This is a genomic window from Frigoribacterium sp. Leaf44 (assembly GCF_001421865.1).
Taxonomy (GTDB): domain Bacteria; phylum Actinomycetota; class Actinomycetes; order Actinomycetales; family Microbacteriaceae; genus Frigoribacterium.
This window is the reverse complement of sequence record NZ_LMLG01000001.1, coordinates 773,659-797,292: the sequence shown is the minus strand read 5'-3', so window position 1 is coordinate 797,292 and position 23,634 is coordinate 773,659. Positions and strand designations below refer to the sequence as shown.

Here is a 23,634-nt window from a genome sequence, read left to right as displayed (position 1 = left end):
GCGGCGTGGGAGGTCACATGCGATCGGGTGCCGAGACGCCCAGCAGGCCGAGCCCGTTGCGGATGACCTGGCCCGCCGCGTCGTTGAGCCAGAGGCGGGTGCGGTGCAGGTCGGTGACCTCGTCGTCGCCGAGCGGCGTGACGCGGCAGTTGTCGTACCAGCGGTGGTAGGTGCCGGCGAGCTCTTCGACGTAGCGGGCCACGCGGTGCGGCTCGCGCAGCTCGGCGGCCTGGACGACGACGCGGGGCAGCTCGGACAGGGCTCCGAGCAGGGCGCTCTCGGTCTCGTGCGTGAGGAGCGACGCGTCGAACGCGTCACGCGTCACCCCGGCGGCCTCGGCGTTGCGGGCCACCGCGCGGGTGCGGGCGTGGGCGTACTGGACGTAGAAGACCGGGTTGTCGTTGCTGCGCTTGGTGAGCAGGTCGAGGTCGATGTCAATCGAGCTGTTCACCGGGCTGCGGACCAGCGAGTACCGGCCGGCGTCGACGCCGACGGCGTCGACGAGGTCCTCCATCGTGACGACGGTGCCCGCACGCTTGGACATGCGCATCGGTTCGCCGTCGCGCAGCAGGTTGACCATCTGGCCGATGAGGATCTCGAGATTGACGCCGGGCTCGTCGCCGAACGCCGCGCACATCGCCATCATGCGGCCGACGTAGCCGTGGTGGTCGGCGCCGAGCATGATCAGGTTGCGCTCGAAGCCGCGCTCGCGCTTGTCGAGGTAGTAGGCCAGGTCACCGGCGATGTAGGCGGCCTCGCCGTCGCTCTTGACGATGACGCGATCGCGGTCGTCGCCGAACTCGGTGGTGCGCAGCCAGGTCGCACCCTCGGACTCGTAGACGTGGCCGAGTTCGCGCAGGCGGGCGACGGCGCGCTCGACGGCCTTCGACTCGTGCAACGAGTTCTCGTGGAAGTAGACGTCGAAGTCGACGCCGAAGTCGTGCAACGACGCCTTGATGTCGGCGAACATGAAGTCGACGCCGACCGCCCGGAACAGCTCTTGCGCCTCGTCACGGGGCAGGTCGCGCACGTCGCCGTCGAAGGTAGCCTCGACACGCGCGGCGATCTCGGCGATGTACTGCCCGCCGTAGCCGTCGTCCGGGGTGGGCTCGCCGAGCGAGCTGGCCAGGAGGCTGCGCGCGAAGCGGTCGATCTGCCCGCCGTGGTCGTTGAAGTAGTACTCGCGGGTGACGAGCGCGCCCTGGGCCTGGAAGACGCGGGCCAGGCTGTCGCCCACCGCGGCCCAGCGCACGCCGCCGAGGTGGATCGGGCCGGTGGGGTTGGCCGAGACGAACTCGAGGTCGATCGTGACGCCGCGGTAGTAGTCGCCGCGGCCGTACGCCTCGCCCTGCTCGACGACGGACCGCGCGAGCAGACCCGCGGCGGCGGCGTCGAGGCGGATGTTGATGAACCCGGGGCCCGCGACGTCGACGTCGGCGACCCCGTCGACCTCGGCCAGCTCGGCGGCGATCTCGGTGGCGAGCTCGCGCGGGTTCGTGCCGACGCGCTTGGCGAACTTCATCGCCACGTTCGATGCCCAGTCACCGTGGTCGCGGTTCTTCGGCCGTTCGAGCGCCACGTCGCCCTCGGTCACCGCCACGTCGACGGTGCCTCGGCGCTCGAGGACGCCCTGGACGACGGCGAGCAGGGACGTGGAGAGTTCGGCGGGAGTCACGAGGGTCGATCTTACCGGCAGCCACGGGGCCGACGACGAGCCCGCCGTCGGTGATGATGGGGAGATGAGCCCTGCCCCGACCCGCTCCCCCGTCGTCCTGCGCACCCTCGTCGTGACGGGTGCCCTCGCCCTGTCCCTCACCGCCTGCACGGCCCCGTCGCAGGCCGCACCGAGCGCCACGCCGACGTCGGATGCGCAGGCCTCCGCGACCCCCGGCGCGACGCCGACCGCGACGCCGACGCCCGACCTCGTGAGCACCCCGTTCACGATCGACTGCGACGACCTGCTCGACACGGGCTCGCTCGCGTCCTGGTACCCGGGCTTGACGGCCGTGCCGGACGAGAGCGCGAGCGGCGACGAGAGTCGCGACGGCGAGGCCCTGCAGCAGGTGGCCGACGCGGACGGCACGACGTGCACGTGGCAGGACTCCGGCGGCGCCACCGTCACGGTCGGCGTGGCGCACTTCGACCCGGACAGCCTCGACGAACTGGCCAACGAGCTCGTCGCCACCAGCAACTCGGTGCCGACCTTCGGCGTCGAGGGCTACTTCGACACCCCGGGCGAGATCGGCACGGCCGAGGCGTTCTCGTCCCCTGCTTTCGTCGTGGCCCGCTCGACGACGTTCCTCGAACCCGGCGACGCCGAGCCGGTCGTGTCGGCCGTGCTCTCCGCGCTGAAGCAGGTCGACTGAGCGCGGGAGGCGCGGGGGCGGGAGGCGCGGGCGCGGGAGGCGCGCTCGGGTGACGGGCGCGGCCTAGGCGACCAGCGCCTCCTGGTCCGTTCGCGAGACGGCGGACGCGGCGAGGCGCCCCGCCTCGACGGAGGCGGCCAAGGACGCCAACAGCGCCTCGAGCTGACCGACCGGGGCTCCTTTGTCTTCGGGGTGCCACTGCACGCCCACCACCGGGGCCGAGTCGTGCTCGACGGCCTCGACGGTGCCGTCGGAGGCGCGCCCGACGACGCGGAGGCCCCGGCCCAGGCGGCCGACGGCCTGGTGGTGCGCGCTCTGCACGACGGGCTCGGTGCCGAGGGCCCGGGCGAGGCGACTGGCGGGCTCGAGCCCGACGGCGTGCGGGTGCATGAGCTGGTCGACCGGCGCGTCGGGGGTGCGGTGCACCCCGTCGTGGTCGTCCAGGTGCTGCACGAGGTCTCCGCCGAGGGCGACGTTGATCACCTGGTGGCCGCGGCAGACCCCGAGCAGCGGGGTGCGGCGGGCGACCGCGCGGCGCACGAGCGCGAGCTGGGCCTCGTCGGCCACGGGGTCGTGGCGGCCCTCGCCCGGGTAGCCGGGCGCGCCTCCGTAATGACGGGGCGAGAGGTCCTCGCCACCGAGGACGACGATCGCGTCGGCGTCGGCGGTCACCCGCAGCAGCTCGTCGGTGCCGAGGTCGCCCGCGGCGAGGCGCGTCGCCTGCCAGCCCGCGGCCTCGGCGGTCGCCCTCACCCGGGAGTTCATGTCGTCGACGTAGGCGTGGTACTCGGGAGCGTGCGGCCGGTGCCGCGTCACCTCGACCACGGCGAGACGCATCGAGGCGACGGTGAGGTCGCTCGGGCGGATCGACGGGGCGCGGTACGAGGTCATGCGATCATGCTGCCGTCGCGGCCGACGGCCCGCCAGGTGCGTGTCGCCGCGTTACGTCCGCGCCACGGCCTCGGTCGCGGTCGCGCCGTCGGCGCCCGCCGTGGCGGTCAGGGCCACAGGGAGGCGCGGGTCCAGCCGTCGCCGTCGCGGTCGTACCGCAGGCGCACCTGGTCGCGGCCCGTGGTGGCCTGCCAGAACTCGATCGAGGTGGGGTCCACCCGCCACGCGGTCCAGTCGTCGGGCACGAGGGTGTCGTCGGACTCGATCGCCGCCTTGGCCTCGGCGAGGCGACGACGCGTCTCGGCCTCGTCGGTGATCGGGCTGCTCTGCGGCTGCGTCATCGCGACGGCACGGGAGTCGGGGTGGCGAGCGGTGAAGTCCTTCTCGCTGACGTCGCGCGGGCCGGGCGTCGCCCGACCGAGCACGCGGACCTGACGGCCCTGCTCACGCCAGTAGAGGGTGAGGGCCACCCGGGGGTTCTCGGCGATCTGCCGACCCTTCGGGCTGATCGACGACGTGGCGAACCAGAGGGCGCCGTCGTCGACGTCCTTGAGCAACAGGGTGCGAGCCGTCACGTCGCCGTCGGACGACGAGGTCGAGATGACCATGGCGTGCGGCTGGGCGACGTCCTGGTCGACGGCCTCGACGAGCCACGCGACGAACTGGTCGACGGCGTCGTCGGCCACGTCGTCGACGTCGAAGGTGGGCAGCTCGGGGTGGAAGACCTTAGCGGAGCGGAGGCGTTCGCGCAGCGTCGGGCCGTCGGGGTCGGTGCGGTCTGAGCGGGTGCCGGTGTCGGCTCGGTCGGTGCGGGTGTCGTCGGTCACTCCCCCACGATGCACCCCACACCGTCAGGTCGTCCCAGACCGGACCGATTCGCTGCTAACCTGGACGACGTTCCCGGGCCCCCATAGCTCAGGGGATAGAGCACTGCCCTCCGGAGGCAGGGGCGGCAGTTCGAATCTGCCTGGGGGCACCACTTCTCCTCTCGATGCGACGGTCCTTCGTGGCCGGTCGGACAGCGGCCCTGTCGGATCAGTCGGGCTGCCGGCGGCGGGCACGGTCGGCGTCGTCGCGCTCGAGCTCGCGGCGCAGGACACGCTCGGGGACGGCCACGTGCTCGGCGGCCTGGCGCATGCTGGCACCCTCGGCACGCAGCTGGCGGGCCGCGTCGAGGCGTCGTCTCGAGACCGGAGGCTTCGGGGTCTGCGCAACCCGCGCCTCCTGCCGTTTGCGGGTCTCGGCGCGGTGGAGCTCGCCGCCGACCTGCTCGTCGAAGCGGGCCAGGGCGGCGGTGACGCGGAAGAAGAAGCGGCCGTAGGCGTTGAGCTCGTCGATCTGCTCGTCGATCGAGCGGAAGGCGACGCCGAGCGCGTCGAGGGTCGCCATCACGCCGACCAGCTCGGCGACCGAGCGGCCGATGCGGTCGACGTTCGTCACGACGAAGACGTCACCCTCGCGCAGGCTGCCGATGGCCTTGGCGAACTCGGGGCGGGACTGCCTGGTGCCGGTGGCGTGGTCAACGAAGACGCGGTCGCACCCGACCGTCCGGAGGCGCTCGGTCTGCCGATCGGACGACGGGTCGTCTCGCGAGATGCGGGCGTACCCGACGACGGTCACGGGGGGCCTTCCGGCGAGGCGAGGGTGGACAGAGAGGTGAGGCCCCGCCGACGGCGAGGCCTCGAGGACGTCCGCCCGGAGGCGTGCGTCAGTGGTGGGTCGAACTCAACTGTAGGTGAGCGCGATCACCGCGACGTCGAGCGTGCGGTACGAACCCTCACGCCGGACGGCGGTGCGGACGCGGCCCCGCAGCACCTCGAACAACCCGTCGGACTCGTGCACGAACCCGATCACCCCTGCGGTCGGCGTCGACACGCGGTGGAATCCGTCACCCAGGGGGACGACCTCCGCTCGGGACGTGCGCTCCAAGACAGCACCCATGATGTCTCCTTCATCGTTCTCCGGCCCTCGTAACCGGGCCATCATCGCAGCGTACCCCGCATGTGGGGTACAAGTCCCCGTGGAGTTGTCAGACTGAACCTCTGACTCGCTCCTCGGACAGACGCGAGGCCTGGGGGTCCGATCAGGCCGGCGGGGCCTCGGGCAGGGGCCCACGACGCCGGCGTCGACCGGCCGCGATCGTGACCCCGACGCTCGCCGCCGTGACGCAGGCGAGGGCGACGACCTCGCGCACCCCGAGTGCCTCGCCGAGCACGGCGAGTCCGGCCAGAGCGGCCACCGCCGGCCCCAGGCTCGACAGGACGCCGAACACCCGGGTCGGCAGTCGCCGCAACGCCACCGACTCGAGGGCGTACGGGATCGCGGAGGTCAGCGCCGCCACCACCAGGAAGACCAGCAGGAGGCGCGGGTCGGCCCGGACGGCCACCGTCGCGTCGTGTGCTCCGAACGGCACCACGACGGCCGCGGCGACGAGCATGGCGGTCGCGAGGGCACCCATCGGGTCGCGACCGCGACCGAGGGCGGCGTTCGCCAGGATGTAACAGGCCCAGAACGCCCCGGCGCCGAGGGCGAGCAGCACACCGGCGATCGGGATCGAGCCGGTCGAGTCGGAGCCGAGCAGCACGACCCCGGCGAGGGCGAGGAGGGCCCAGGCGGCGTCCCACCACCGCCTGGTCTGCACGAGTGCGACGACGAGCGGACCGAGGAACTCGAGGGTGACCGCGACCCCGAGCGGCACGACGTCGATCGCGAGGTAGATGAGCGAGTTCATCCCGGCCAGGGCGAGACCCAGCACGAGCACTCCGAGCCACGTGCGGCGGGGCCACCGCCACGGGCGCGGGCGGAAGACCAGCACGAGCAGGGCGGCGCCGAACGCGAGGCGGAGCGCAGCGGCGCCCAGGGGCCCCAGGGCCTCGAAATGCGTCTTGGCGAGGGCCGCCCCGAACTGCACCGAGACGATCGCCGCGACGGCGAGCAAGGGCGACGGCACACGGCCGAGGGGGCTGGGGTTCACGGGGCTCCGGGTTCGTCACGGGGTGCACGTCGGCACAGTACGATCGTGGCATGAGCGACGCCTTCTCCGTCATCTCGCCGGTGGTGGAGCTCTTCGGCTGGTTCGGGTTCATCGTCGGCACGCCCTTCCTCCTGGCCGGCTGGGCGCTGCGGCGCCGCGCGACCCGCCTCGAGAGCACCGTCGGCGTGGTCATCCCGCCGCCCGACTGGGCCCGCGCCGCGACCGCCCGGTGGATGGACGTCGACGGGCAGCTGCACGAGACGCAGTTCGGCGACGTCCCGGTGACGACGCCGCTCGAGACCGAGCTCACCGTGCACTACGACCCGGACCGCCCGCACCGTGCCCGCGTCCACCCCCCGCACGACGACGGACGCGCGCCCCGCACCGTGGGGGTCGTGCTCTACGCGGTCGGGGCGGTCTGTGCCGTCGCGTCGGTCGGTCTGCTCTTCGTCTCCTGACCCGTCCCGTGACCGGGTCGTCGTCGACCGATCCGTGCGCACCACGACGCGGGCGGTCTGACGGGGGCCGTCGATAGACTCCCCCGCAATGAGCGAGGGGAGCGTCGTGAGCACGAGATCGACGACCGGCCGACGACCGACGAGACGAACGGTGACCACCGTCGCCGCGGCGGTCCTGGCCGTGGTGGGCACGATCACCCTCGGCGCGGTCCCCGCCCAGGCGGTCGAGCCGGTCGACCTCTCGGGCGCCTACGTGGTCGACCAGGCCGACGTGCTGTCGAGCGCGGACGAGACCGAGGTCACCGACGCCCTCGACCGCCTCTCGACCGACACCGGCGTCAACCTCTTCGTCGTCTACGTCGACTCCTTCTCCTCGCCTTCCGACCGCACGGCCTGGGGCGAGGCGACGGCGTCCCTGAACCAACTGGGTGCGAACGACGTGCTGCTCTCGGTGGCGGTCGACGACCAGTTCTACGATCTCTCGGCCGACACGTCCGTGATCCCGGAATCCGACCGGGAGGCGCTGCAGACCGACGTCGTCGTCCCCGAGCTGCGCGATGGCGACTGGGCCGGTGCCGCCGTCGCCCTGGCCGACGGAATCCGCAGCGACCAGGCCGGGCCCGACCTCAGCTGGGTGCTCTGGGCGCTGCTCGTGCTGGTCCTCGTCGCGGCGGCCGTCGTCGTCGTCGTCGTGGTCCGCCGGGCACGACGTCGACGCAGCGAGTCCGACGCGCAGAAGGCCCGTCAGGACGAACTCGACAAGCGTGCCGCACGGGTGCTGGTCGCCCTCGACGACGAATTGACGGCGGGCGCGCACGAGGTCGGTTTCGCGGCGGCACAGTTCGGCGACGACGCGGCCCGGCCGTTCGCCGAGGCACTCGACGCGGCCCGGGTGCACGCCCGCGAGGCGTTCGCCCTGCAGCAGAAGCTGGACGACTCCGTTCCCGACTCCCCCGAGCAACGCCGCGAGTGGACCACCCGCATCATCGAGTTGTGCGAGGCGGCCGACGCGTCACTCGCCGAACAGTCCGCCGCGTTCGACGCGCTGCGCGAAGCCGAGAGTCGGGCTCCGCGCGACGTGGCGGCGCTCCCCGGCGAGATCGAGACGCGACGAGCCCGGCTCGCCGAGGCCCGCACCGTCATCGGCGAACTGACCACGATCTACTCAGCACGGGCGGTCGCGTCGATCGACCAGAACGACGACCAGGCCGATCGCCTGCTCGAGTTCGCCGACGAGCGGACCGGCACGGCGACGACCGCGGTGGCGTCGTCCTCCACCTCCGAGGCCGTCATCGCCATCCGTGAGGCCCGTCAGGCCCTGGCGCAGGTCGACCAGCTGCTGTCCGCGGTCGACGGGGCCGCCGAGTCGCTGAGGACGGCGGGCAGCACCATCACGGCGATGACCCTCGACCTGCGGCGGGACATCGCCGCGGCCGAAGGGCTGCCCGACGGCACGGCCCCGCAGGGCGTCGACGTCGCCGGCTCCGTCTCGGCCGCACGGGCCTCCGTCACGCTGGCCGAGACGACGACCGACGACCCGCTCGCCGTCGTCGCCTCGCTCGGTGCCGCCAACGACCGCATCGACCACGTGCTCGCCGCCGTGCGCGAAGACACCGAGAAGCAGCGCCGGGCCCAGGCGGCCCTCGACCAGGCGCTGCTGACCGCCCGCAGCCAGATCAGCGCCACCCGTGACTTCATCGAGACGCGCCGCGGCGGCATCGGCCCGCAGCCGCGCACCCGGTTGTCCGAGGCCGAACGACACCTGGCCACCGCGGTGTCACTCGCGACGTCCGACCGCGACGCCGCCCTGTTCGAGGCCCACCAGGCCGTCCAGCTGTCGCAGGCCGCAGCGGCCGGCGCCGAGGCCGAGGTCTCGTCCTACCAGCAGGCGAGCCCGTTCGGCGGCGGCGTCGGCACCCGCGGGTCGGCCGGGGCCGATCTCGGCGGCATCGTCACCGGCATGCTGCTCGGTGGACTCTTCAGCGGCGGTGGCGGCGGCTTCGGCGGCGGGGGCGGCTTCGGCGGGGGCGGCGGAGGCGGCTTCGGCGGCGGGGGTGGCGGCGGCCGCAGCTCCGGCGGCGGCCGGTTCTAGGTCCGCTCGCCCCACCCCGCCCCGCCCGCACGAGCAGCACCACGAGTACGACGAGCACCACCCCACGGCACCACCTCTCGAAAGGACGCACCATGGCAAAGCAGTCGATCTTCGGACGCATCGCGCAACTGACCCGCGCGAACATCAACGGCCTGCTCGACCAGGCCGAGGACCCCAGCACGATGCTGGACCAGATGGTCCGCGACTACACCAACAGCATCGCGGAGGCCGAAGAGGCCGTCGCGACCACCATCGGCAACCTGCGCCTGCTCGAGCAGGACCACGCCGAGGACGTCGCCGCCGCCGCGGACTGGGAGCGCAAGGCACTCGCCGCGAGCAACAAGGCCGACGAACTGCGTTCGTCGGGCAACCCGGTCGACGCCGACAAGTTCGACGCCCTGGCCCGCGTGGCCCTCGGCAAGCAGCTGCAGAGCGAGAAGGAGGCGAAGACCGCCGAACCGCAGATCGCCTCCCAGACCGACGTCGTCGGCAAGCTCAAGACCGGCCTCACCGGCATGCGGTCCAAGCTCGACCAGCTCGCCGCCAAGCGTGACGAGCTCAACGCTCGCTCGAAGACGGTCGAGGCGCAGACCAAGGTCGCCGACGCCGTCCAGAGCATCGACATCCTCGACCCGACGAGCGAGATCAGCCGCTTCGAGGACAAGGTCCGCCGCGAAGAGGCGAAGATGCTCGGTCGTCAAGAGCTCGCCGCCTCGAGCCTCGACGCGCAGTTCGAGAGCCTGGACGACCTCGGTGAGCAGACCGAGGTCGACGCCCGCCTCGCCGCCCTCAAGCTCGGCGCGCTCGACAAGTGAGCCAGCCGCTGCCCCGCACTCCGGCACCGGCGGACGTCCCGCCGGTGCCGGCACGCCGGGCGGCACCCCGCCTGATGGGAGTCGACGTCGCCCGCGGCCTCGCCGTGATCGGGATGTTCGCCGCCCACATGTGGCCTCGGCTGTTGCTCGACGAGCGCATCTTCGACGGGCGGTCGGCGATCCTCTTCGCGACCCTCGCGGGGGTCTCGCTCGGGCTCATGTCAGGAGGCGCGAGGCCGACGCCCCGCGGTACTCGAGGGCGGGTCGTCGGCGGCATCGCCATCCGGGCCGGGCTGCTGATCGTTCTCGGCCTCGCCCTGCAGGTCTGGAATCCCTACCTCCTGGTGATCCTGCCGTACTACGGGGTCATGTTCGTCCTGGCGCTGGGGCTGCTGTTCGCCCCCCGGACCGTGCTGCTGGCGGCCGCCGCGCTGCTCGCCGTCGTGGCCCCGTGGCTGGCCTCGTTCGTCCCCGTCGACGCCTACGGCGACACCGCCCTGTCCGGCGTCCCCGGTCTCGCGACCGAGGCCCTCCTGGTCGGCGCCTACCCGGCGCTGGTCTGGACGCCGTTCCTGCTCGTCGGTCTCGCCGCGGCGCGCTCCGACCTCACCCGCACCCGCACCCAGGTCACGCTGCTCGTCGTCGGGGCGTCGGCCGCGATCGTCGGGTACTCGGCGCGCTTCCTGCCCGGCGCCTCCTCGGTCACCTGGCTCGACCCGGCCGACCACGAGGGCATGCCGGCCGAGATCGTGGGCTCGGGCGGCGTCGCCGCCGCCGTGCTCGGGCTGCTGTTGCTCGTCACCACCGCGCGCCGTGCCGTGACGCCCGAGCGGCAGGGACGAGGAGGCGCGGTTGCGGTCGTCCGCACCGTCCTGCGACCCCTCGCGGCCACGGGCGCGCAACCGCTCACCGTCTACACGGCCCACGTGCTGATCACCGCGCCGCTGTTCACCGTGTACCGGTTGTCCGACCCGACCGCCGCCTACGGCCTTCCCCTGGTCCACCTGGTCGTCGCCGTCGTCCTCACGCTCCTCTACGCCACCCTCTGGCAGCGGTTCGTCGGGCGGGGGCCGCTCGAACGCGCCGTCGGTGCACTGAGTCGCCCCTGGGCCTGGAGCACGGGCACCCGCTCGTGACAGACTGACGCCCGTGAGGTTCGTCGTGGTTCCACAGTGGCAGGGTTCTCCGTCGTCGCGTGCGATGCGGCTGGCCGAAGGCGCCTACGCCGTCCTCGGCGACCTGCCGTCGACGGCTACCACGGTGGTCGAGGTACCGGTGGGTGCGGGCGACTCGCTCGGCACGCGCGTGCACCGGCTCTCGTCCGTGCTCACCATCGCTGAGTCCGTCGGGCGCGAGCTGCGGACCGACGACTCCCCCGCCATCGTGGTCGGCGGTGACTGCGGCGTCGAGTTCGCGGCCGTCCGTCACGCCGTCACCCCCCGCACCGCCGTCGTCTGGTTCGACGCCCACCCCGACCTGCACAGTCCACGCAGCAGCGAAAGCGGTGCCTTCAGCGGCATGGTGCTGCGGGCCCTGATCGGCGACGCCACCGAAGACCTCCCGACCATCGGATCCGGCCCGACGCCCGAACCGCTCGACCCCGCCCGGGTGGTGCTCGCGGGGGCGCGCAGCTACGACGACGCCGAAGATCGCTACATCGAGAGTCGCCACGTCCCGTCGGTGTCGTCGCTCGACTTCGACCCCGCCGAGGTCGTCGCCGCCGTCGAGGCCTCGGGCGCCACCGAGGTCTACCTGCACGTCGACCTCGACGTGCTCGACCCGGGAGTGATCGAGGGTCTGCTCGACCCCCAGCCGTTCGGGCTCGAGCTCGGCGTGCTGATCGAGACGATCACGGCCCTGAAGGAGCGGTTCACCCTCGTCGGGGCCGGCCTGTGCTCGTTCGCACCGGTCGACGCCGCGGCGGCCTCCGACGACATGGGCGCGATCCTGCGCATCCTCGGGGCCCTCTCGCGATGAGCGCCGGTCCGACGAGCGCCGACCCGGCAGACCGAGCCGCCTCGGGCGAGGACCGTCCGCGAGTGACGGTCGAGCGCGACGGCCACGTGCTGCTGATCGGCCTCGACCGGCCCGAGAAGCGCAACGCCGCCGACCTCCGGATGCTGCGCGAGCTGGCCCTGGCCTACGGCGAGCTCGACCGTGACCCCGACCTGCGCGTCGGGCTGCTCTTCGCCCACGGGGACCACTTCACCGCCGGCCTCGATCTCGGCGACGTGGTGCCCGCGGTGACGGCCGAGGGCCTCGACGTCGTCCCCGAGGGGGGCCTCGACCCGTGGCAGGTGCATGGTCGACAGGTGAGCAAGCCCGTGGTCATGGCCGTGCAGGGCACCTGCCTGACGCTCGGGGTAGAACTCGCCCTGGCGAGCGACGTCGTGGTGGCCAGCCGCGACGCCCGCTTCGGTCAGATCGAGGTGAGCCGGGCGATCCTCCCGTTCGGCGGCGCGACCATCCGCCTCCCCCGCCGGGTCGGTTGGGGCGACGCCATGCGGTACTTGCTGACCGGCGACCTCCTCGACGCCGAGGAGGCGCGGCGCATCGGGGTCGTGCAAGACCTGGTCGACGTCGGATCGGCTTTCGACCACGCCCTCGACCTCGCTCGACGGATCGCGGCGCAGGCCCCCCTGGCCGTGCAGGCGACCCTGGCGAACGCCCGACTCGCGGTCCGCGAGGGCGACGCCGCGGCCGAGGCCCGTCTGCAGCCCGAGCTCGTGCGGCTGCTCGCTTCGGACGACGCCCGGATCGGGTTCGAGGCCTTCGTGTCGCGGACCGCCGCGGAGTTCACGGGACGCTGACCGCGCCTCCTCGGCCGTGGGCACACGAAAGAGCCCGCCCACCCCAGAGGGTGGACGGGCTCGAGAACGAGGCGGATCGGCCTACTTGAAGACGTCCTTGACGTCTTCGCCGACCTTCTTGGCGGAGGCACCGGCCTGGTCCTTCTGACCTTCGGCCTTCAGCTCGTCGTCGCCCTTGCGGTCGCCGAGAGCTTCTTTCGCCTTGCCGGCGATGTCCTGAGCGGCGTTCTTGATCTTGTCGTCGAGTCCCATGTGTGCCTCCTCGTAGGTTGACGCGCTCCGCCGCAAGGATCGCGGTGGTGCGCTGATGTGAGGGACGCTACCCGCGCCTCCCGGATCTCGCTCAGGCCGTTCAGGGAAGACCCAGGAGAGTTTCACGAAACGGCCATGCCCCGGGTGGACCCGCCTGAGAACGCAGGACCCGGGGAGACTAGCGTCGGGGCCATGACGACTTATGACCTCATCGTGATCGGAGCCGGCGCTGTCGGCGAGAACGTGGCCGACTACGCCACCCGCAACGGCCTCAAGGTGGGCCTCGTCGAAGCCGAGCTCGTCGGTGGCGAGTGCTCGTACTGGGCGTGCATGCCCTCGAAGGCGCTGCTGCGGTCCAGCGCCGTCGTCCGTGCCGCCAAGACGCTCGACGGGGCCAAGCAGGCCGTGACCGGCGACGTCGACGTCGCCGCCGTGCTGCGTCGCCGTGACTCGTTCACCAGCAACTGGGACGACTCGGGCCAGGCCGACTGGGTCGAGGGCGCCGGGATCGACCTGATCCGCGGTCACGCCACCATCACCGGCGTCAAGGAGGTCACGGTGAACGGCGAGGTGCACCAGGCGAAGTACGCCGTCGCCGCGGTAACCGGTTCGTCGGCGCTGCTGCCCGACATCCCCGGCCTCGCCGAGGCGAAGCCCTGGACCAGCCGCGAGGCCACCAGCGTGAAGTCGATGCCGCAGAGCGTCGTCATCGTCGGCGGCGGCGTCGTCGCGGCCGAGATGGCCACGGCGTACCAGCAGCTCGGCTCCACCGTCACCCTGATCGCGCGCAGCGGTCTGCTCGGCGGGCAGGAGCCCTTCGCCGGCGAACTCGTCGCCGACTCGCTGCGCGGACTCGGCGTCGACGTGCGACTCGGCGTCTCGCCCTCGAACGTGCTGCGCACCGAGCACGACACGGTCGAGGTCACCCTCGACGACGACTCGACGGTGATCGCCGACGAGATCATCGTCGCGACCGGCCGCGTGCCCCGCACCACCGACCTCGGGCTCGAGAACGTCGGGTTGACCCCCGGCGAGTGGCTCGACGTCGACGACACCATGCTCGTCAAGGGCACCGACTGGCTCTACGGCGTGGGAGACGTCAACCACCGCGCGCTGCTGACCCACCAGGGCAAGTACCAGGCCCGCGCCGCCGGCGAGGTCATCGCCGCCCGCGCGTTCGGCAAGCCCGTGCAGGCCGAGCCGTGGGGCGCCCACGTCGCCACCGCCGACGACGCGGCCGTGCCGCAGGTCACCTTCACCGACCCCGAGGTCGCGAGCGTCGGCCTCACCGCCGACGCCGCCGGCAAGCGCGGCATCGACGTCAGGGTCGTGGACTACGACCTCGCCGCGGTCGCCGGTTCGGCCATCCACTCGGACGAGTATAAGGGCCAGGCGCGGCTCGTCGTCGACGAGTCCCGCAAGGTGATCGTCGGTGCGACCTTCGTCGGCCCGGACGTCAGCGACCTGCTGCACGCCGCCACGATCGCCGTCGTCGGCGAGGTGCCGATCGACCGGCTGTGGCACGCCGTCCCGTCGTACCCGACGGTGAGCGAAGTCTGGCTGCGCCTGCTCGACGCCTACGGCCGTCCGTGAAGAACCCCCTGCTCGACTCCCCGATCTCGCGACTCGGCTGCGCCTGGGCGACGGCCGTCGGTCTCGCGGTCGGGGTGCCGCTCAGCGTCGGGCGCGTCCGCGTGGTCGGTGACCTGATCGTGTGCCGCGGACTGCCCCGCTGGGCGTTCAAGCGCGGCGGCACCTGCGTCGGTCGGGTCTACCTCACCCGGGACAACGACGGGCCGCGCGTCCTCGAACACGAGGCCGTGCACGTCCGTCAGTGGCGGAGGTACGGCATGCTGATGCCCGTACTGTACTTCCTGGCCGGCAGCGACCCGCTGTCGAACAGATTCGAGATCGAGGCCGGCCTCGAGAAGGGCGGATATCGATGACCCGCACCGTGATCATCACCGGGGCGAGCAGCGGCATCGGCCGCGAGGCCGCCCGCGAGCTCGCGAAGGGCGGCGCCGAGATCGGTGTCGTCGGGCGCGATCCCGAGCGCACGCAGGCCGTCGCCGACGAGGTGGGCGGAACGGCCTTCCTGGTCGACTACGACCGACTCGACGACGTCCGGTCGCTGGCCGACCGGTTGCTCGACCGCTACCCGCGGATCGACGCCCTCGCGAACAACGCCGGCGGTCTCGTCAGCGAACGGGGCGTCACGGCGGACGGCTTCGAGCGCACCCTGCAGTCGAACCACCTCGCACCGTTCCTCCTGACCCGGCTGCTCCTGCCCCGCCTCGTCGAGAGCGGGGGCCGCGTCGTCTCGACGGCGAGCACGGCCAACCTGCTGGGCCACGTGCGACTGGACGACCTCAACTGGGCGAAACGTCGCTGGGGCGGTGGGTGGCGTCAGTACGGCACGACCAAGATCGAGACCGTCCTCTTCATCCGCGAGCTGGCCAAACGCACCGGGCTCGAGGCGTTCTCGTTCCACCCGGGCATCGTGGTCACCGGCTTCGGTTCGGACTCGCGCTCGATGCGGGTCGCGAACGTGCTGACCAACGGCAACTACGGCATCTCGGCCCCGGCCGGTGCCGTGCCGCTGATCCAGCTCGCCGGGCCCACGACGATCGCGGTCGAGAGCGGTACCTACTTCGACCAGCTGACGCCGCACGGTCGCCTGCACCGTCAGGCGACCGACCCGCTGCTCGCCGAGGCCCTCTGGGAGCGCACCTCCGAGCTCGTCGGCCTGCCCGCCGAGGTCTAGGCGCGACCAGGGGACGAGACGAAGGAGGCGCGACCGACGTGGTCGCGCCTCCTTCGTCGTCGAGGGCCTCGCGTCAGGACTCGGACTTGCCGACCCGCCAGTAGCCCATGAAGGCGACCTGGCGCCGGTCGACGCCGACCTCGCTGACGAGGAAGCGACGGAGCGTCTTGATCGCCCCCGCCTCGCCCGCGAACCAGGCGTAGAGGTCGGAGCTGACGGCGGCACCGCGCGGGTCGTCGCCCTGCGGGACGTCCCAGAGCAGGTCGTGGTCGACGTCGACCTCGCTCACCTCGACGCCGTGGTGCCAGGCGGTGACGTAGCGGGCCGTCCAGCGACGGACGGCGATCACCAGGGCCTCACCGTGGCCGGACGTGGCGTCCCGCCTCGGCAGCCAGTGGACGTCGACGCCGGGAGGCGCGACGAGGTCGAGCTCGTCGGCCGCGGTCGGGATCTCGATGAAGACGCACCCCTTGGCGTCGGTCGGCAGTGCTTCGACGATGGAGCAGATCGCCGGGGCCGCCGTCTCGTCCCCGGCCAACAGGACGGTGCGTGCGTCACCCGGTGACCACTCGACCCCGCTGCCCGTGACGCCGCTCGTCGCGTCGGGACCGATCAGCACGAGGTCGTCGCCGACCCGGGCACGACCGGCCCAGGCCGAGGCGGGGCCGGTGTCGCCGTGGCAGACGAAGTCGACGTCGACCTCGCGCAGCGCAGGGCGGGCGGCTCGCGCGGTGTAGGTGCGGAAGACGTTCTGCTGCTCGGCAGGCAGGGCGCGCCACGAGGCGTACCAGTCGTCGGTGGGGAACGTGTCGTAGCCGGTGGCCTCGAGGGGCAGCACGACCTTGATGCGCTGGTCGAGACCGTCGACCCCGAAGTCGCCCAGGTCGTCGCCGGTGAACGTGATGCGCACGAACGACGGGGCGAGGCGACGGACGGCCGCGACCCGGACGCGGTAGGGACGGTGGGCCGGCTTCGCCGGGCGCTCGACGGTGGCGGTGGACGTGATCGTCATCGAGGGGCGCCGCTCAGGCGTCGGCGGGGGTGCCGACGTGGAAGAGCTCGTGCAGGTCGTGCCGCAGGTCGTAGGCGAACGAGGGCGGGCCGCCGATCCAGACGACGTGGTCGCCCGTCGCGACGGTCTCGGGTTCGACGTACATCTCGCCGAGCCAGGCCCGGACCGCCCGCTCGAGGGCCTGACCGGGGGCACAGGCGGTGCTGGTGCCGGGCACGCCCGAGCGGCGGTCACGGGCGAGCCAGGTCACCGTGACGCGACCCGGCGAGGCGAGCGGCACGACGTCGTCGGCGCTCTCGACCTCGACGAACACCTGACCCCGGGCGCAGATCGGAAGGACCGAGAGCATCTCTCGCAGGACGGGGATCGACGTCGCTTCTGCGGCGAACAGGACGCGCAGGGCGTCGTGCGGCAGGGGCGGGTTCTGGTCTACGAGGAGCATGTCCCCTTCAATATAGGTAAGGCTTGCCTCATCCGCCACACGGGTCTCTCGATTGACAGCGACCTCGCTGCCGTGATGGTAAGTTCTGTCGGGTTCGGGAGTCCGTCAGCGACGCCCGGCACAAGGGGCCGTGCCGTGTCCGACAGCAACACGGTGGCGGATCGCGTGGACCGGTTCAGCAGCGACCGGGACTCCCCCGCCGAACGACCGAGGGGCTCTCCCGCGCCCCCGGTCCCTCGTCGCCGTGGACGATCCGCCACGGCCATCCCCGGAAGGCCCCACCAGGTGCGCACCCTCCCCCTCTCCGCCGCCGTCGCCGCGCTGTTGCTCGTCGTGACGGGCTGCTCGTCCGCCTCGTCCCCCGACGGGTCGGGCACCCCCGACCCCGACGCGACCGTCACGGTCGGTCTCGTGCTCGAGCCGAGCGACCTCGACATCCGCACCACGGCCGGCATCGCCCTCGACCAGGTGCTGATCGACAACGTCTACCAGGGCCTCGTGGGCCGCACGCAGGACAACGAGATCCGCGACGTGCTGGCCGCGAGCCACACGGTCAGCGACGACGGCCTCACCTACACGTTCACGCTGCACGACGGCGTGACCTTCCACGACGGTGCCGCGATGACGGCCGACGACGTCGTCTGGTCGCTGTCGCAGGTCAAGGACGACGCCTCGCTCGCGAACCACGCCGACCTCGCCGCCGTCTCGACCATCACGGCGCCCGCCGCCGACACCGTCGTGCTCACGCTCTCGCGACCCGACTCGTCCCTGCTGTTCGACCTCACGGGGCGGGCCGGTCTCGTGCTGCAGCAGTCGGCGACGAACGACCTCTCGACGACGGCGAACGGCACCGGCCCCTTCGAGCTGACGAGCTGGCGACAGGGCGACAACCTGCAGCTCGGGCGCTTCGACGACTACTGGGGCACCCCGGCGAAGGTCGCGGGCGTCACCTTCCGCTACGTGACCGACCCGTCCGCGGCGATCAACGCCTCGATCTCGGGCGACGTCGACGTGCAGACCGCGGTCGACGCGACCCTGTCGAGCCAGCTCGACGGCGTGGACGGCATCACGCTCGAGAAGGGCAGGACGACCGACAAGTACACGCTCGCGTTCAACAACGCCGTCGCACCCTTCACCGACGCGAAGGTCCGCAAGGCCCTGCGACTCGCGATCGACAACGACGCACTGATCGCCGCCGTCGGCGGGTCGGCCGTCGACCAGGGCGGCCCGATCCCCGAGCTCGACCCCGGCTACGAAGACCTCACGAGCGTCGACGCCTACGACCCCGACGAGGCGAAGAGCCTGCTCGCCGAGGCCGGCCACGACGGCGACCTGTCGCTCACCCTCGAGTACCCCAACGTCTACCCGGCCGCGATCGGCGACGTGCTGACGACGCAGCTCAAGGCCGTCGGCGTCACGCTGACGGTGCAGCAGGTCGACTTCAGCACCTGGCTCGACGACGTCTACGTGAACAAGGACTTCGAGCTCAGCATGGTGAACCACGCCGAGACCCACGACTTCTCGAACTGGGCGAACCCGGACTACTACTGGGGCTACGACAGTGCGCCCGTGCAGCAGCTCTACGCCGAGTCGATCGCGGCCACCGACCCGCAGGTCGCCGACGAGAAGTTGGCCGAGGCGGCGAAGATCGTCTCGGACGACGCCCCCGCCGAGTGGCTCTACACGGCCACCACGCTGACGGCGATCCACGACGGAGTCACCGGGTTCCCGACGAGCTCGACCACGACCCGCCTCGACCTGGCTGACCTGGCCACGACGGAGTGACCCGCTTCGTCGTCGGCCGCCTGCTCCTCTTCGTCGGGGGGCTGGCCGTCGCGAGCGTGCTGATCTTCGCGACCCTGCGGTTGCTGCCGGGAGACGTCGCCCAGGCGATCGCCGGGACGACCGGCTCGCCCGAGCAGGTGGCCGCCCTGCGTCAGCAGCTCGGCCTGGACCGGCCCGTCGTGGTGCAGTACCTCGACTGGGCCGGCGGGCTGGTGCGACTCGACCTGGGCGAGTCGCTCGTCACCGGCACGCCGGTGATCGACGAGGTGCTCGACAAGCTGGCCGTCACCCTCCCGCTCGCGGCGCTCTCCCTGGTCTTCGGGTTGCTGATCGGCATCCCGCTCGGCGTGACGAGCGCGCTCCGCCGCGGCCGCGCCTCCGGGGTCGTCCTCGGCACGGGGGCCCAGCTGTTGGCGGCCGTCCCGGTCGTCTGGGCGGGGATGTTGCTGATCGGCGTCTTCGCCGTGACGCTGCGGCTGCTGCCCACGCAGGGGTTCCCGGCCGACGGGTGGAGCGAGCCCGGGCGGGCGCTGCGCTCGCTCGTGCTGCCGGCCCTGACCATCGGCATCGTCGAGGGGGCCGTCCTGCTGCGCTTCACGCGCTCGGCGGCGCTCGGGGCCCTCGACCAGGACTACGTGCGGACGGCCGCCGCCAACGGCATGACCCGGTCGCGTGCCCTCGTCCGCCACGGGCTGCCGAACGTCATGCTCAGCGTCGTGTCGATCCTCGGCCTGCAGGTGGCGGGCCTCATCGTGTCGGCCGTCGTCATCGAGCAGCTGTTCACGCTGCCGGGACTCGGCCGCATGCTGGTGACCGACGTCGGTCGCCGCGACCTGACGAAGGTGCAGGGTGAACTGATGACGTTGACCACGCTCGTGCTGTTCATCGGTCTCGTGATCGACCTCGTGCACCGACGGCTCGACCCGCGCCTCCGCGAGGGCGACCGATGAGGCGCGGCGCGTTCGTCCGCGAGCTGCTGCGTCGACCGCAGGGCGCGTTCGGTGTCGGCTGGCTGACCCTGATCGTCCTGTCGGCCCTGGTCAGCCGGGTCTGGACCCCGCTCGACCCGTTCGACACCGACCCGTACTCGGCCTGGCTGACGCCCTCGTTCGGGCACCCCTTCGGCACCGACTCGGTCGGCCGGGACATCTTCAGCTACGTCTTCGCGGCCACCGGGACGACGGTCGTGGTCGCCGTCGCCTCGGGCGTGGTCGCCACCGTGGTCGGGGTCGGCCTGGCCGCCCTGGGCTCGTTGACGGCCCGCTGGGTGCGCGAGTCGGTCGCCGTGCTGATCGACGTGCTCGTGGCGTTCCCGACGCTCCTGATCGCCATGGCCCTCGCCGCGGCGTTCGGCGGGTCGCTCACCGTCGTGGTCGTCGCCGTGGGCGTCGGCTACGGCGTGACGATCGCCCGGGTCAGCCGGTCCGAGATCCGCCAGGTCGCGCGGACCGACTACGTGCTCGCCGCCCGGGCGAACGGGCTCGGCACCGGGGCCGTGCTGCGTCGCCACGTGCTGCCGAACATCGCGCCCGTCGTCGTCGTCCAGCTCTCGCTGTCCATGGCCACGAGCGTGCTCGCCGAGGCGGGGCTGTCGTTCCTCGGCTACGGCGCCCCCGCCGACACCGCCTCGTGGGGGCGCCTCCTGAGCGACCTGCAGAAGTTCATCGGCGTGCACCCCGGTTCGGTCGTCTGGCCCGGGCTGGCCATCACGCTGACCGTGCTGGCGCTCAACCTGCTGGGCGACGCCGTGCGCGACGCCTCCGATCCCCGGCTGCGGTCCCGGCGGACGGGACGCGGCACCCCGGGCTCCCCCTCGACGTCGGGCCCGTCCACCGCTCCCCCGCGGGCGACCGCCCCGGGTGCCGCGGGCACCCCGACCACCCCGGGGGTCGTCTCGTGAGCCTCGTGATCGACGACCTGACCGTCACCGTCGGCGACCGCCGCGTCGTCGACGGCCTCTCGCTCGACGTGCCCGACGGTGCTCGGGTCGGGCTGATCGGCGAGTCCGGCTCGGGCAAGTCGATGACGACGCTGGCCGTCCTCGGCCTGCTGCCCGACGGCGCCCGCGCCACGGGCAGCATCCGGCTGGACGGGCGCGAGCTGCTCGGGGCGTCCGAGCGCGAGCTGGCCGGCCTGCGCGGCCGCGTCGTCGGCACGGTCTTCCAGGACCCCCGCACGGCCCTCGACCCCGTCGTCACCGTCGGGCGGCAGATCGCCGAGCCCCTCCGCCTGCACGGCCGCGTCGGTCGCCGCGACGCCCGCGCCCGGGCGGTGGCCACCGCCGCCGAGGTCGGCCTGCCCGACCCCGAGACCGTCGTCGACCTCTACCCGCACCAGCTCTCGGGCGGTCAGCGACAGCGCGTCGGCATCGCCATGGCCCTGATCAACCGCCCCGGGCTCGTGCTCGCCGACGAACCGACCACGGCCCTCGACGTCACGACGCAGGCCGAGGTGCTCGCGCTCTTCCAGCGCCTGGTCGACGAGCAGCGGACGTCGCTGCTCTTCGTCACGCACGACCTCGCGGTGCTCTCTCGCATCACCGACCACGCGGCGGTCCTGTCGCACGGGCGCGTCGTCGAACGCGGCCCCGTCGAGCAGCTGCTGCACCGCCCCGAGCACGAGGTCACCCGCGGACTCGTCGAGGCCACGAGGACGACGACCTGGAGGGCCTCGTGAGCGACCCGACGACCGCACCCGCGCCTCCTCTGCTCGTCGCCCGGGGCCTCACCCGCACCTTCACGCTGCCGCGCCGGTCGCCCTTCCAGCCGGGGCCGGTGCGCCACGCGCTCGTCGACGCCGACCTCGAGGTCGCGGCCGGCGAGAGCGTCGCCCTGATCGGCGAGTCGGGCTCGGGCAAGTCCACGCTCGTGCGCCTGCTGCTCGCCCTCGACCGGGCGACCTCGGGCACCGTGACGTTCGACGGCCGGACGGTCGCCCCCGACCGCGCATCCCGCCTGCGCTGGCTGAGGCGGCAGACCGGGATCGTCCTGCAGGACCCCTTCAGCTCGCTCGACCCCCGCATGCGCGTCGGCGACACCGTGGCCGAGCCGCTGCGTGCGCTAGGCGTCGAGGGCGACCACGACCGTCTGGTGGCCGAGATGCTCGAGCGCGTGGGTCTGGCGGCGCGCGACGCCGAGGCCTGGCCCCACGAGTTCAGCGGGGGCCAACGGCAACGCATCGCCCTGGCCCGGGCCCTCGTGCACCGGCCGCGACTGCTGATCGGCGACGAGCCCATGAGTGCCCTCGACGTCACCGTGCGAGCACAGATCCTCGACCTGCTTCGCGAGCTGCGCGACGAACGCGGGCTGTCGCTGCTGCTCGTCTCGCACGACATCGGGCTCGTGCAGCACCTCGCCGACCGGGTCGCCGTGCTGCGCGACGGTCGCGTCGTCGAGCAGGGGGTCACCGACGACGTGTTGCGCCGACCGCAGCACGACTACACACGGACGCTCGTCGACTCGGTGCCGACGCTCGACTGAGACCCCGACTCGTCAGCGGGTGGCAGCCCGGCTCGTCACCGGGTGGCAGCCCGGCTCACCACATCGGCGGGTGCCGACGCTGCCACCGCAGCCGCCGCTCGAGCTGGGCGCCGATCGCGAGCAGGACGTCCTCGCGTCCCGGTCGCCCGATCAGCTGCACGCCGGCGGGCACGCCGTCGACCTCGCCCACCGGGAGGCTGATCGCGGGCAACCCGGCCACGTTGACGAACGACGTGAACGGCGAGTACAGGCACTGCTGCTCGAAGTTGCGTTCGGCGTCCTCGGCGTCGTACCAGCCGATCGGGCGCGGCACCATCGCGAGCGTCGGCGTCAGGACGGCGTCGAAGGCCGAGAACCGCTCGACGACGGCGCGCTCGAACGCCGCCAGCCCGACGAGCGCCGCCGACAGCTCGCGTGCCGTCACGCGTCGGCCCTGCTCGACCAGCCACCGGGTGATCGGCTCGAGCAGTGCCAGCTCGGCCTCGGTCTCGGCCGGGATGCCCGCCGCTCCCGCCTGCCAGATCGTGCGGAAGAGCGCCGGGTAGTCCGACGGCGGCAGGCTGGTCTCGTCGACCCCGTGCCCCATCGTCGCGAGCAGGTCGGCGGTCTCGCCGAGGACGCCCAGGAGGCGCGGGTCGACCCGGACGTCGAACGCGTCGTCCCAGGGGCTGGTCGTCATGACCGCGACCTGGAAGCGTCCCTCGCCGCGCACGGCGGTGCCGAGGTAGGCACCGTCGGGTGACGGCGGAGCCCAGAGCGCCTGGTGGTGCCGCGGGTCGCGACCGTCGGGCGACACCATGGCGTCGAGCAGCAGGGCGGCGTCGGCCACCGAGCGAGCCAGCGCCCCGCCGACCGGCAGGCCCGCGAGGCTGGTCAGACCCGACTGCGCCGGCACCCGACCCCGCGAGGGCTTGAGGCCGACGAGGCCCGTGGCGGCCGCCGGGATGCGGATGCTGCCGCCGCCGTCCGAGCCGGGCGCGAACGGCAGCAGCCCGGCGGCGACGGCGGCGGCGGCCCCGCCGCTCGAGCCGCCCGCGCCCGCCTCGAGCGACCACGGGTTGCGCGTCGGAGGACCGACGAGCGTCTCGGTGTATGCGGTCAGCCCGTACTCGGGCGTGGCCGTCTTGCCCACGCTGATCGCGCCGGCCTCGTCGAGCACCTCGGTGATCTCGGACGACGCCCCGGGCAGGCGCCCCCTGCTCAGCCGCGATCCCGACCAGGTCGGCACGCCCGCCCGGTCGCTGAGGTCCTTGTCGGCCAGCGGCAGCGCCCAGAGCGGCGCGACCGAGGGCCCGGCGGCGGCCAGGGCGTCGGCCCGCTCGAGGGCGGCCTCGCCGGTCACCGTGACGAACGCGCCGAGGTCGCCGTCGAGGCGGGCGATGCGCTCGAGGTAGTGGGTGGTCAGCTCGCGGGGCGAGACCTCGCCGCGGCGCAGCCAGTCCCACTGCTCGTGGGCGCTCAGGTGGTGGAGTTCGAACACCCGTCGAGCCTAGG

Annotated in this window: 25 protein-coding genes and 1 tRNA gene; 16 read left to right on the top strand and 10 right to left on the bottom strand. The window is 72.8% G+C overall.

Going from position 1 to position 23,634, the window contains the following annotated elements; genetic code table 11:
* Positions 1-13: 13 nt before the first annotated feature.
* A complete protein-coding gene (argS, locus tag ASE87_RS03685; RefSeq protein ID WP_056226002.1) occupies positions 14-1,675 on the bottom strand; it encodes an arginine--tRNA ligase in 1,662 nt (553 codons plus the stop codon).
* 64 nt (positions 1,676-1,739) lie between these two features.
* On the opposite strand from argS, the gene ASE87_RS03680 reads away from it, so the two are divergent.
* Entirely contained in the window at positions 1,740-2,366 is a 627-nt protein-coding gene (locus ASE87_RS03680) for a hypothetical protein (protein ID WP_056226001.1), read from the top strand.
* A gap of 63 nt (positions 2,367-2,429) precedes the next feature.
* On the opposite strand, the gene ASE87_RS03675 is transcribed toward ASE87_RS03680, so the two are convergent.
* Both ASE87_RS03675 and ASE87_RS03670 read right to left on the bottom strand, forming a co-directional pair.
* Positions 2,430-3,257, bottom strand: a complete 828-nt coding sequence (locus ASE87_RS03675) for a gamma-glutamyl-gamma-aminobutyrate hydrolase family protein (RefSeq protein WP_235472183.1) — start codon at positions 3,255-3,257, stop codon at positions 2,430-2,432.
* A 107-nt stretch (positions 3,258-3,364) separates the two neighbouring features.
* Positions 3,365-4,084, bottom strand: a complete 720-nt coding sequence (locus tag ASE87_RS03670) for a pyridoxal 5'-phosphate synthase (protein ID WP_052505430.1) — start codon at positions 4,082-4,084, stop codon at positions 3,365-3,367.
* Positions 4,085-4,161: 77 nt separating this feature from the next.
* Here ASE87_RS03670 and ASE87_RS03665 point away from each other — a divergent pair.
* Positions 4,162-4,236, top strand: a tRNA-Arg gene (locus tag ASE87_RS03665).
* A gap of 56 nt (positions 4,237-4,292) precedes the next feature.
* On the opposite strand, the gene ASE87_RS03660 is transcribed toward ASE87_RS03665, so the two are convergent.
* From ASE87_RS03660 to ASE87_RS03655, 3 genes are all read right to left on the bottom strand, one after another.
* Positions 4,293-4,877, bottom strand: a complete 585-nt coding sequence (locus tag ASE87_RS03660; RefSeq protein ID WP_056225998.1) for a recombinase family protein — start codon at positions 4,875-4,877, stop codon at positions 4,293-4,295.
* Between the two features lie 105 nt (positions 4,878-4,982).
* Positions 4,983-5,198: a hypothetical protein gene (locus ASE87_RS16025; RefSeq protein WP_148053617.1), complete on the bottom strand. Its 216-nt coding sequence runs from the start codon at positions 5,196-5,198 to the stop codon at positions 4,983-4,985.
* A gap of 142 nt (positions 5,199-5,340) precedes the next feature.
* The gene (locus ASE87_RS03655) at positions 5,341-6,231 is read right to left on the bottom strand and encodes a DMT family transporter (RefSeq protein WP_056225995.1); all 891 of its coding nucleotides are present in this window, start codon (positions 6,229-6,231) and stop codon (positions 5,341-5,343) included.
* 50 nt (positions 6,232-6,281) lie between these two features.
* Here ASE87_RS03655 and ASE87_RS03650 point away from each other — a divergent pair, with 50 nt between their 5' ends.
* From ASE87_RS03650 to ASE87_RS03625, 6 genes are all read left to right on the top strand, one after another.
* Entirely contained in the window at positions 6,282-6,689 is a 408-nt protein-coding gene (locus ASE87_RS03650) for a hypothetical protein (protein WP_056225992.1), read from the top strand.
* A gap of 151 nt (positions 6,690-6,840) precedes the next feature.
* Positions 6,841-8,781, top strand: a complete 1,941-nt coding sequence (locus tag ASE87_RS16455; protein WP_056225990.1) for a TPM domain-containing protein — start codon at positions 6,841-6,843, stop codon at positions 8,779-8,781.
* Positions 8,782-8,873: 92 nt separating this feature from the next.
* Positions 8,874-9,596, top strand: a complete 723-nt coding sequence (locus tag ASE87_RS03640) for a PspA/IM30 family protein (protein WP_056225987.1) — start codon at positions 8,874-8,876, stop codon at positions 9,594-9,596.
* Complete coding sequence (locus ASE87_RS03635; RefSeq protein WP_056225983.1) at positions 9,593-10,732, top strand: DUF418 domain-containing protein; 1,140 nt, start codon at positions 9,593-9,595, stop codon at positions 10,730-10,732. The genes ASE87_RS03640 and ASE87_RS03635 overlap by 4 nt, the downstream gene beginning before the upstream one ends.
* A 13-nt stretch (positions 10,733-10,745) precedes the next feature.
* Positions 10,746-11,573, top strand: coding sequence for an arginase family protein (locus ASE87_RS03630; RefSeq protein WP_235472182.1), 828 nt, complete (start codon positions 10,746-10,748; stop codon positions 11,571-11,573).
* 62 nt (positions 11,574-11,635) lie between these two features.
* The gene (locus ASE87_RS03625; RefSeq protein WP_369813990.1) at positions 11,636-12,406 is read left to right on the top strand and encodes a crotonase/enoyl-CoA hydratase family protein; all 771 of its coding nucleotides are present in this window, start codon (positions 11,636-11,638) and stop codon (positions 12,404-12,406) included.
* Positions 12,407-12,487: 81 nt separating this feature from the next.
* Here ASE87_RS03625 and ASE87_RS03620 read toward each other — a convergent pair whose 3' ends face one another.
* On the bottom strand, positions 12,488-12,658 hold the full coding sequence (locus ASE87_RS03620) for a CsbD family protein (RefSeq protein WP_043595102.1): 171 nt from the start codon (positions 12,656-12,658) through the stop codon (positions 12,488-12,490).
* Between the two features lie 192 nt (positions 12,659-12,850).
* Here ASE87_RS03620 and ASE87_RS03615 point away from each other — a divergent pair, with 192 nt between their 5' ends.
* The 3 genes from ASE87_RS03615 to ASE87_RS03605 are packed head-to-tail and all read left to right on the top strand — an operon-like array spanning position 12,851 to position 15,422.
* Complete coding sequence (locus ASE87_RS03615) at positions 12,851-14,251, top strand: NAD(P)/FAD-dependent oxidoreductase (protein WP_056225976.1); 1,401 nt, start codon at positions 12,851-12,853, stop codon at positions 14,249-14,251.
* Positions 14,248-14,604, top strand: a complete 357-nt coding sequence (locus tag ASE87_RS03610) for a Fe-S oxidoreductase (protein WP_235472181.1) — start codon at positions 14,248-14,250, stop codon at positions 14,602-14,604. The genes ASE87_RS03615 and ASE87_RS03610 overlap by 4 nt, the downstream gene beginning before the upstream one ends.
* Complete coding sequence (locus tag ASE87_RS03605; protein WP_056225973.1) at positions 14,601-15,422, top strand: SDR family NAD(P)-dependent oxidoreductase; 822 nt, start codon at positions 14,601-14,603, stop codon at positions 15,420-15,422. The genes ASE87_RS03610 and ASE87_RS03605 overlap by 4 nt, the downstream gene beginning before the upstream one ends.
* 73 nt (positions 15,423-15,495) lie before the next feature.
* Here ASE87_RS03605 and ASE87_RS03600 read toward each other — a convergent pair whose 3' ends face one another.
* Together ASE87_RS03600 and ASE87_RS03595 are read right to left on the bottom strand one after the other, a co-directional pair.
* Positions 15,496-16,434 carry a siderophore-interacting protein gene (locus ASE87_RS03600; protein ID WP_200925438.1) on the bottom strand — a complete coding sequence of 313 codons (939 nt, stop codon included), beginning with the start codon at positions 16,432-16,434 and terminating at the stop codon, positions 15,496-15,498.
* Positions 16,435-16,447: 13 nt separating this feature from the next.
* Entirely contained in the window at positions 16,448-16,876 is a 429-nt protein-coding gene (locus tag ASE87_RS03595) for an SIP domain-containing protein (protein WP_056225969.1), read from the bottom strand.
* Between the two features lie 285 nt (positions 16,877-17,161).
* On the opposite strand from ASE87_RS03595, the gene ASE87_RS03590 reads away from it, so the two are divergent.
* The 5 genes from ASE87_RS03590 to ASE87_RS03570 are packed head-to-tail and all read left to right on the top strand — an operon-like array spanning position 17,162 to position 22,140.
* The gene (locus ASE87_RS03590; protein WP_056225967.1) at positions 17,162-18,661 is read left to right on the top strand and encodes an ABC transporter substrate-binding protein; all 1,500 of its coding nucleotides are present in this window, start codon (positions 17,162-17,164) and stop codon (positions 18,659-18,661) included.
* Positions 18,658-19,611, top strand: a complete 954-nt coding sequence (locus tag ASE87_RS03585) for an ABC transporter permease (RefSeq protein ID WP_056225964.1) — start codon at positions 18,658-18,660, stop codon at positions 19,609-19,611. Before ASE87_RS03590 ends, ASE87_RS03585 begins: the two co-directional genes overlap by 4 nt.
* Positions 19,608-20,561 carry an ABC transporter permease gene (locus ASE87_RS03580; RefSeq protein ID WP_082452274.1) on the top strand — a complete coding sequence of 318 codons (954 nt, stop codon included), beginning with the start codon at positions 19,608-19,610 and terminating at the stop codon, positions 20,559-20,561. Before ASE87_RS03585 ends, ASE87_RS03580 begins: the two co-directional genes overlap by 4 nt.
* Positions 20,558-21,337 (top strand): ABC transporter ATP-binding protein, encoded by a 780-nt coding sequence (locus tag ASE87_RS03575; protein ID WP_056225961.1) that lies wholly within the window; start codon positions 20,558-20,560, stop codon positions 21,335-21,337. Before ASE87_RS03580 ends, ASE87_RS03575 begins: the two co-directional genes overlap by 4 nt.
* On the top strand, positions 21,334-22,140 hold the full coding sequence (locus ASE87_RS03570; protein WP_235472180.1) for an ABC transporter ATP-binding protein: 807 nt from the start codon (positions 21,334-21,336) through the stop codon (positions 22,138-22,140). Before ASE87_RS03575 ends, ASE87_RS03570 begins: the two co-directional genes overlap by 4 nt.
* A 55-nt stretch (positions 22,141-22,195) precedes the next feature.
* Here ASE87_RS03570 and ASE87_RS03565 read toward each other — a convergent pair whose 3' ends face one another.
* On the bottom strand, positions 22,196-23,620 hold the full coding sequence (locus ASE87_RS03565) for an amidase (protein ID WP_056225958.1): 1,425 nt from the start codon (positions 23,618-23,620) through the stop codon (positions 22,196-22,198).
* Between the last annotated feature and the right edge of the window lie 14 nt (positions 23,621-23,634).

Excerpts from the sequence above, each read along its gene's own strand:
- ASE87_RS03680 (WP_056226001.1), top strand. The coding sequence starts at position 1,740 with ATGAGCCCTGCCCCGACCCGCTCCCCCGTCGTCCTGCGCACCCTCGTC.
- ASE87_RS03675 (WP_235472183.1), bottom strand. The coding sequence starts at position 3,257 with ATGACCTCGTACCGCGCCCCGTCGATCCGCCCGAGCGACCTCACCGTC.
- ASE87_RS16025 (WP_148053617.1), bottom strand. The coding sequence starts at position 5,198 with ATGGGTGCTGTCTTGGAGCGCACGTCCCGAGCGGAGGTCGTCCCCCTG.
- ASE87_RS03650 (WP_056225992.1), top strand. The coding sequence starts at position 6,282 with ATGAGCGACGCCTTCTCCGTCATCTCGCCGGTGGTGGAGCTCTTCGGC.
- ASE87_RS03640 (WP_056225987.1), top strand. The coding sequence starts at position 8,874 with ATGGCAAAGCAGTCGATCTTCGGACGCATCGCGCAACTGACCCGCGCG.
- ASE87_RS03620 (WP_043595102.1), bottom strand. The coding sequence starts at position 12,658 with ATGGGACTCGACGACAAGATCAAGAACGCCGCTCAGGACATCGCCGGC.
- ASE87_RS03615 (WP_056225976.1), top strand. The coding sequence starts at position 12,851 with ATGACGACTTATGACCTCATCGTGATCGGAGCCGGCGCTGTCGGCGAG.
- ASE87_RS03605 (WP_056225973.1), top strand. The coding sequence starts at position 14,601 with ATGACCCGCACCGTGATCATCACCGGGGCGAGCAGCGGCATCGGCCGC.
- ASE87_RS03600 (WP_200925438.1), bottom strand. The coding sequence starts at position 16,434 with ATGACGATCACGTCCACCGCCACCGTCGAGCGCCCGGCGAAGCCGGCC.
- ASE87_RS03595 (WP_056225969.1), bottom strand. The coding sequence starts at position 16,876 with ATGCTCCTCGTAGACCAGAACCCGCCCCTGCCGCACGACGCCCTGCGC.
- ASE87_RS03580 (WP_082452274.1), top strand. The coding sequence starts at position 19,608 with ATGAGGCGCGGCGCGTTCGTCCGCGAGCTGCTGCGTCGACCGCAGGGC.